Below are 6494 nucleotides of genomic sequence, written 5' to 3'. Positions count from 1 at the left end.
CTCGGGCCGTCCGGCTGCGGCAAGACCACGACGCTGCGGCTGATCGCCGGGTTCCTTGAACCATCCGACGGCGAGATCCGCGTCGGTGACCGCGTGGTGTCTTCGAAGACGCGCACGCTGCCGCCCGAGCAGCGCAACATGTCCATGATCTTCCAGAGCTACGCGCTGTGGCCGCATATGACGGTGGCGGAGAACATCGTCTACGGCCTGCGTTTGCGCAAAATGGATCGCGACACCATCGCCAAGAAGCTCGCCGCGATCCTGGCGACCACCAAGCTGGAACCACTGGCACAGCGTTATCCGGGCGAGCTCTCCGGCGGCCAGCAGCAGCGCGTCGCGCTGGCGCGCGCGCTGATCGTCGGTCCCGAGACGCTGCTGCTCGACGAGCCGCTGTCGAATCTCGACGCCAATCTGCGCGAGGAGATGCGGTTCGAGATCCGCCGCCTACACGACGAATATCGCTACACCACGGTCTATGTCACCCACGACCAGTCCGAGGCGATGACGACCGCCGACCTGATCGCGGTGATGAATGCCGGCAAGATCGACCAGCTCGGCGCGCCTGAGGACATCTATGCGCGGCCGGAATCCGAATTCGTCGCGCGCTTCATCGGCGCCGCCAATGTGATCAAGGGCACCGCGCGCGATGCGAACCACGTGGAGTTCGCCGGCGCTACGCTCGAGGTGGTCGGCGCCACGCTGACGGCCGGCCAGAGTGCGCCGGTCGCGATCCGCCAGCATGAGATCCAGCTCGCGACGCGAGCCCCCGCCGCGCAGCAAAATACGCTCAAGGCCATCGTGACGCGTCAGGTCTATCTCGGCATGAATCGCGACTACATGGTGGAGACCGCTGACGGCACGGCGCTGCGGGTGACCACGCCGACCGATACCGCAGTCGAGAAGGGCAGCGAGGTCTGGCTGACCTTGCCGCCCGCGCGCTGCCGGGCGCTGAGCCGATAACAACAAGAAACGGAGCGACGCGATGCGGAAGCCGATTTCCAGACGCGATGTCCTGAAAGGCTCTGCGGCGCTTGCGGTCGGCACGGTGTTCGCGTCACCGGCACGCGCCGCCGCACCCGAGCCGGTCGCGATCACGCCCGATCTCGTCGCGGCCGCGACCAAGGAAGGCAAGCTCGTGTTCTATTCGTCGATGGACCTGCCGGTCGGCGAAAAGCTCGGCAAGGCGTTCGAGGCCGCCTATCCCGGCATCACCGTGCAGATCGAACGTTCCGGCTCGGAGCGGCTGTTCCAGCGCGTGGCGCAGGAATTCGATTCCAACATTCACGCCGCCGACGTCGTCAACAGCGCCGATGCCTCGCATTTCATCCCCTGGAAGAAGAGCGGCTGGCTGATGCCGTTCGTGCCCGAAGACGTCGCGAAACATTTTCCCGACAACTATCGCGACCCCGACGGCATGGCCGTGACCACTCGGCTGTGGCTGTCGTCGATTGCCTACAACACCAACCTGGTGAAGGCGGAGGACGCGCCGAAGAGCTTTGCCGATCTGCTCGACCCGAAATGGGTGGGCAAGATGGTGAAGGGCCATCCCGCCTATAGCGGCACGATCATGACCACGACGTTCCAGATCGTGCGCGAGCTCGGTTGGCCGTATCTGGAGAAACTCGCGAAACAGCGCGTGATGCAGGTGCAGTCCTCGACGGATCCACCCAAAAAGCTCTCGCTCGGCGAGCGCGCCGTGATGGCCGACGGCAATGAATATGGCATCGTGCTCTTGAAGGAAGCCGGACAACCGGTCGAGCCGGTCTATCCGACCGAAGGCACGCCGACGATCTCGGGTCCCACAGGCATCTTCGCCGGCGCGCCACATCCGAACGCCGCAAAGCTGTTCCAGGCCTGGCTGCACACCCGCGAGACCCAGCAATTCTTCGTCGACTTCACCGGCCAATATTCGCTGCACGCCCAGGTGCAGCCGAAGGCCGGCCGGCGCAAGCTTTCCGACATCAGGCTGATGAAAGAGGATCCGGCGGGCGTGGAAGCGATGACAGAAGAGATCAAGACGCGCTATGCGCGGCTGTTTCGGGTGTGAGCGATGGAGGTCGCCGTCACGCTTTCTTGCCTTGCCCCGCTCGCGGGGGGAGGCCGACGCGCATCGCAAGATGCGCGGCGGGTGAGGGGGACTCTCCGCACGCTGTGCTCGCCGAAGCAGCCCCTCACCCCAACCCTCCAAGAGCAAGCTTCGCTTGTCTCGACCCCGCAAGAGCGGGGCGAGGGAGCTGAGACAGTTCACCGCGGGTCAACATGACAACAACAACCACCTCCCCGGCCTCCCGCCCGCGCATCGACTGGACCCGACCCGTACTGTGGCTGTTCGCGGCGGTCCTCATCCTGCTGATCCTGCTGCCGCTGTCGTGGCTCGCGGTGTTTGCCTTCACCGACAAGGGCCGGCATCCGACGCTGCAAAACTTCGTCACGCTGTTCAGCAATCCCGATTTCCTCGATCCGCTGCTGACGACCGCGATCATCGCGACCACGTCGGCGCTGATCTGCTGCATCGTCGCGGCGCCGATCAGCTGGCTGGTGTCGCGCACCGACATGCCGGGGCGGCAGACCATCCGCGCGCTGGTGACGGCCTCGTTCGTGACGCCGCCGTTTCTCGGCGCGGTCGCCTGGGAATTGCTGGCGGCGCCGAATTCGGGACTGTTGAACCAGCTCTACCGGCTGTTCGCCGGCGAGGATGCCGACCCGCTGTTCAACATCTATTCGATGACCGGGATCATCTTCGTGATCTCCTGCTACACGTTCCCGTTCGTGTTCGTGCTGGTGGCCAATGCGCTCGACACCATGCCGGGCGAGTTGGAAGACGCCTCCGCGATCCTCGGCGGCAATGCCTGGACCACCGCGCGGCGGGTGACGATCCCGCTCGCACTGCCCGCGCTAGTCGCAGGCGCCCTGATCGCGTTCCTGCAGGCGATGACGCTGTTCGGCTCGCCGGCGATCCTGGCGCTACCGGCCGGCTTCCACACCATGACAACCAAGATCTGGAGCCTGTTCCAGTATCCCCCGAAGCTCGAGCTCGCGGCCGCCGCCGCGGTGCCGCTGCTGGTGCTGACCGTCCTGCTGCTGCAGGGCCAGAAGGCGCTGCTCGGCCGCCGCGGCTATTCGGTGATCGGCGGCAAATATGGCGCGCCGCGCCGGGTCGAGTTGCGCGGCTGGCGCTGGGCGGCGCTCGGCTTCTGCCTCCTGGTGCTGCTCAACCCGGTATTCCTGCCTTACCTCGCGCTGCTCAATGCCGCGTTCTCGCCGAACGCGACCACGCTGGTGACGCCGTCGACGGCGACGCTGCACAACATCGTCTTCGTGTTCACCGAGCTGTCTTCGACCCAGCTCGCGCTCAAGAACACCGTGATCCTGGGCACCGCGACCGCGACGATCGGCACCATCCTCGCGCTCGTCATCGCCTATGTCACGACGCGCAAGGTGATCGCGGGCCACCGCGTGCTCGGCTTCCTCGCCACTGCGCCGGTCGCGGTGCCCGGCATCGTGCTCGGCGTCGGCCTGTTCCTGAGCTACACGCGGCCGCCCTTCGTACTCTATGGCACGCTATGGATCCTGCTGCTGGCGTTCCTCACCATCAATTTGCCCTCGGCCTACCAGCAATTGCAGGCGGCGTTCGCGACGATCCATCCCGAGCTCGAGGAGGCGAGCCGCATCCTCGGCGCGACCCGGCTGCAGGCGCTGTGCCAGATCACCGCCCCCTTGCTGCGCACCGGCGTGATCGCGACCTGGTGCTTCATCTTCATCGGCGTGATGCGGGAACTGTCGGCGGCGATCGTGCTGTTCACCTCGCAGACCAAGGTGCTCTCGGTCCTGATCTACGACCTCAACGAAGGCGGCGACCTCGCCGCGATCGCGGTGCTCGGCATCGCGATGCTGGTGATCACCTTCGCCGTGGTGCTGGCGGTGAACCGGATTCCGATGTCCGGCGGGAATGCGGGGGCGAGGCTGCGGAACGGGTAGCTCGCTCTGTCCCCACGGTCGTTGCGAGCGAAGCGAAGCAATCCATCGGTCCGCATACGCGGAGCCACGGATTGCATCGTCGCTTCGCTGCTCGCAATGACGAGGATAGTGAGGACGTCCAATCACCCGCCCATCTGGCAATCGCCACATTCATCCCGATATAGAGCGGAACCCCGCACCATGAGGATCGTGTGACCCAATCCACCAAGACATCGCCCCCCGTCGCGCCGCGCCGGCCGCATTCCTTCACCACCCACGGCATCACGGTGACCGACGACTATGCGTGGATCAAGGATCCGAAATGGCAGGAGGTGCTGCGCGATCCCTCGATCCTCGATCCCGACATCCGGACCTATCTCGAAGCCGAGAACGGCTACACCGAGAGCCTGCTCGGCCATACCGACGCGTTGCAGAAGCGGCTGGTCAAGGAGATGCGCGGGCGGATCAAGGAGGATGATTCCAGCGTGCCGTCGCCGGACGGCCCGTTCGCCTATTTCCGCAAGTTCCGCGAGGGCGGCCAGCACGAGCTGTACTGCCGCACGCCGCGCGACGGCGGCGACGCCCATGTCGTGCTCGACGGCGACGCGCTGGCGAAGGACCACAAATATTTCAAGTTCGGCGGCAGTCGGCATTCCAACGATCACCGCCTGCACGCCTGGAGCGCCGACACCAAGGGCTCCGAATATTTCTCGATCCGGGTGCGCGACTGGGCCACCGGCGGCGATCTCGACGACCTCGTCGAGGAGACCGACGGCGGCGTGGTGTGGGCCGCGGATTCCAAGAGCTTCTTCTACGTCAAGCTCGACGACAATCACCGGCCGATGCAGGTGTGGCGGCACAAGCTCGGCACCAAACAGGCCGACGACATCCTGATCTATGAGGAGCAGGATTCCGGCTGGTTCACCCACCTGCACGAGAGCGCGAGCGGCCGCTTCTGCGTGATCGCGGGCGGCGACCATGAGACCTCCGAACAGCGGCTGATCGATCTCTCCAATTCCGATGCGCCGCCGCGGTTGGTCGCGGCACGGGAGGAAGGCGTGCAATATTCGATCGCCGACCGCGGCGATGAGCTGTTCATTCTGACCAATGCCGACGACGCCATCGACTTCAAGGTCGTCACCGCGCCGCTCACCGCGTCGGAACGCAGCAACTGGCGCGATCTGATCCCGTATCGCGAAGGCGTCTATGTGCTCGACGTCGAGCTCTATGCCGGCCACATGGTGCGGCTGGAGCGCGCCAACGCGCTGCCGGCGATCATCATCCGCGACCTCAACAGCGGCGAGGAGCACGCGATCGCCTTCGACGAGGCGGCCTATTCGCTCGACACCATGGGCGGCTACGAGTTCGACACCACCAATCTGCGGTTTGCTTATTCGTCGATGACGACGCCGTCGGAAGTCTATGACTACGACATGGCGACGCGGACGCGCCTGCTGCGCAAGCGCCAGGAGATTCCGTCCGGCCACAACCCGGCCGACTACGTCACCACCCGCATCATGGCGACCTCGCATGACGGCGCGCAGGTGCCGGTGTCGATCCTGCATCGCAAGGACTTTGTCCGCGACGGCAAGGCGCCGCTCTTGCTGTATGGCTACGGCTCCTACGGCATGGCGATGCCGGCCTCGTTTGCCGCCAATCGGCTGTCGCTGGTCGACCGCGGCTTTGTCTATGCGATCGCGCATATCCGCGGCGGTGCCGACAAGGGCTGGGGCTGGTATCTCGACGGCAAGCGCGAGAAGAAGACCAACACGTTCGACGATTTCGCCGCCGCCGGGCGGGCGCTGATCGAGACGAAATATACCGGTGAAAAACGCATCGTCGGCCATGGCGGCTCGGCGGGCGGCATGCTGATGGGCGCGGTCGCCAACCGCGCCGGCGAGCTGTTCGCCGGCATCGTCGCCGAGGTGCCGTTCGTCGACGTGCTCAACACCATGCTCGACGACACGCTGCCGCTGACGCCGCCGGAATGGCCGGAATGGGGCAATCCGATCGAGAGCGAGAAGGATTTCCGCACCATCCTGTCCTACTCGCCCTACGACAATGTCGCGGCCAAGGACTATCCGGCGATCCTGGCGATGGGCGGGCTCACCGATCCGCGCGTCACCTATTGGGAGCCGGCGAAATGGATCGCGCGGCTGCGCGCCACGATGCGTGGCGGCGGCCCGGTGCTGCTGCGTACCAACATGGGCGCCGGCCACTGCGGCGCCTCCGGCCGCTTCAACCGCCTCGACGAGGTCGCGATCGTCTACGCGTTCGCGCTGTGGGCGGTCGGGATGGCGGAGAAAGCGGAGATATAGGGCACCGTAGCCCGGATGAAGCGTAGCGAAATCCGGGAACGATCGCGCCGGCTGCGAGAACCCCGGATTGCGCTTCGCTCCATCCGGGCTACGGACCGGTTGGCTTGCGCTGTCCTTCCCCACCGTCGTCCCGGCGAAAGCCGGGACCCATACCGCGTGATCCATCGAGCAAGGAAGTCGCAGTCCCACGGCATTGCCGGTCTTCGCCAAACTCCTCCC

General features: G+C 65.6%; 4 protein-coding genes. All 4 read left to right on the top strand.

The annotated features are described in order from the left end of the window. A partial coding sequence (locus AKL29_RS07280) for an ABC transporter ATP-binding protein (RefSeq protein ID WP_244481806.1) occupies nucleotides 1–960 on the top strand: 960 nt, incomplete at its 5' end. 22 nt (nucleotides 961–982) lie between these two features. Further along, the gene (locus tag AKL29_RS07275) at nucleotides 983–2047 is read left to right on the top strand and encodes a substrate-binding domain-containing protein (RefSeq protein ID WP_050383634.1); all 1065 of its coding nucleotides are present in this window, start codon (nucleotides 983–985) and stop codon (nucleotides 2045–2047) included. A gap of 212 nt (nucleotides 2048–2259) precedes the next feature. Next, complete coding sequence (locus tag AKL29_RS07270; RefSeq protein ID WP_050383633.1) at nucleotides 2260–3978, top strand: ABC transporter permease; 1719 nt, start codon at nucleotides 2260–2262, stop codon at nucleotides 3976–3978. A 191-nt stretch (nucleotides 3979–4169) separates the two neighbouring features. Then, complete coding sequence (locus AKL29_RS07265) at nucleotides 4170–6275, top strand: S9 family peptidase (protein WP_050383632.1); 2106 nt, start codon at nucleotides 4170–4172, stop codon at nucleotides 6273–6275. The last annotated feature ends 219 nt before the right edge of the window (nucleotides 6276–6494 follow it).

It is taken from the genome of Bradyrhizobium pachyrhizi (assembly GCF_001189245.1).
Classification (GTDB): domain Bacteria; phylum Pseudomonadota; class Alphaproteobacteria; order Rhizobiales; family Xanthobacteraceae; genus Bradyrhizobium; species Bradyrhizobium pachyrhizi.
Note: the sequence above shows the minus strand (reverse complement) of the source record. Positions and strands in the feature narration are given on the sequence as shown.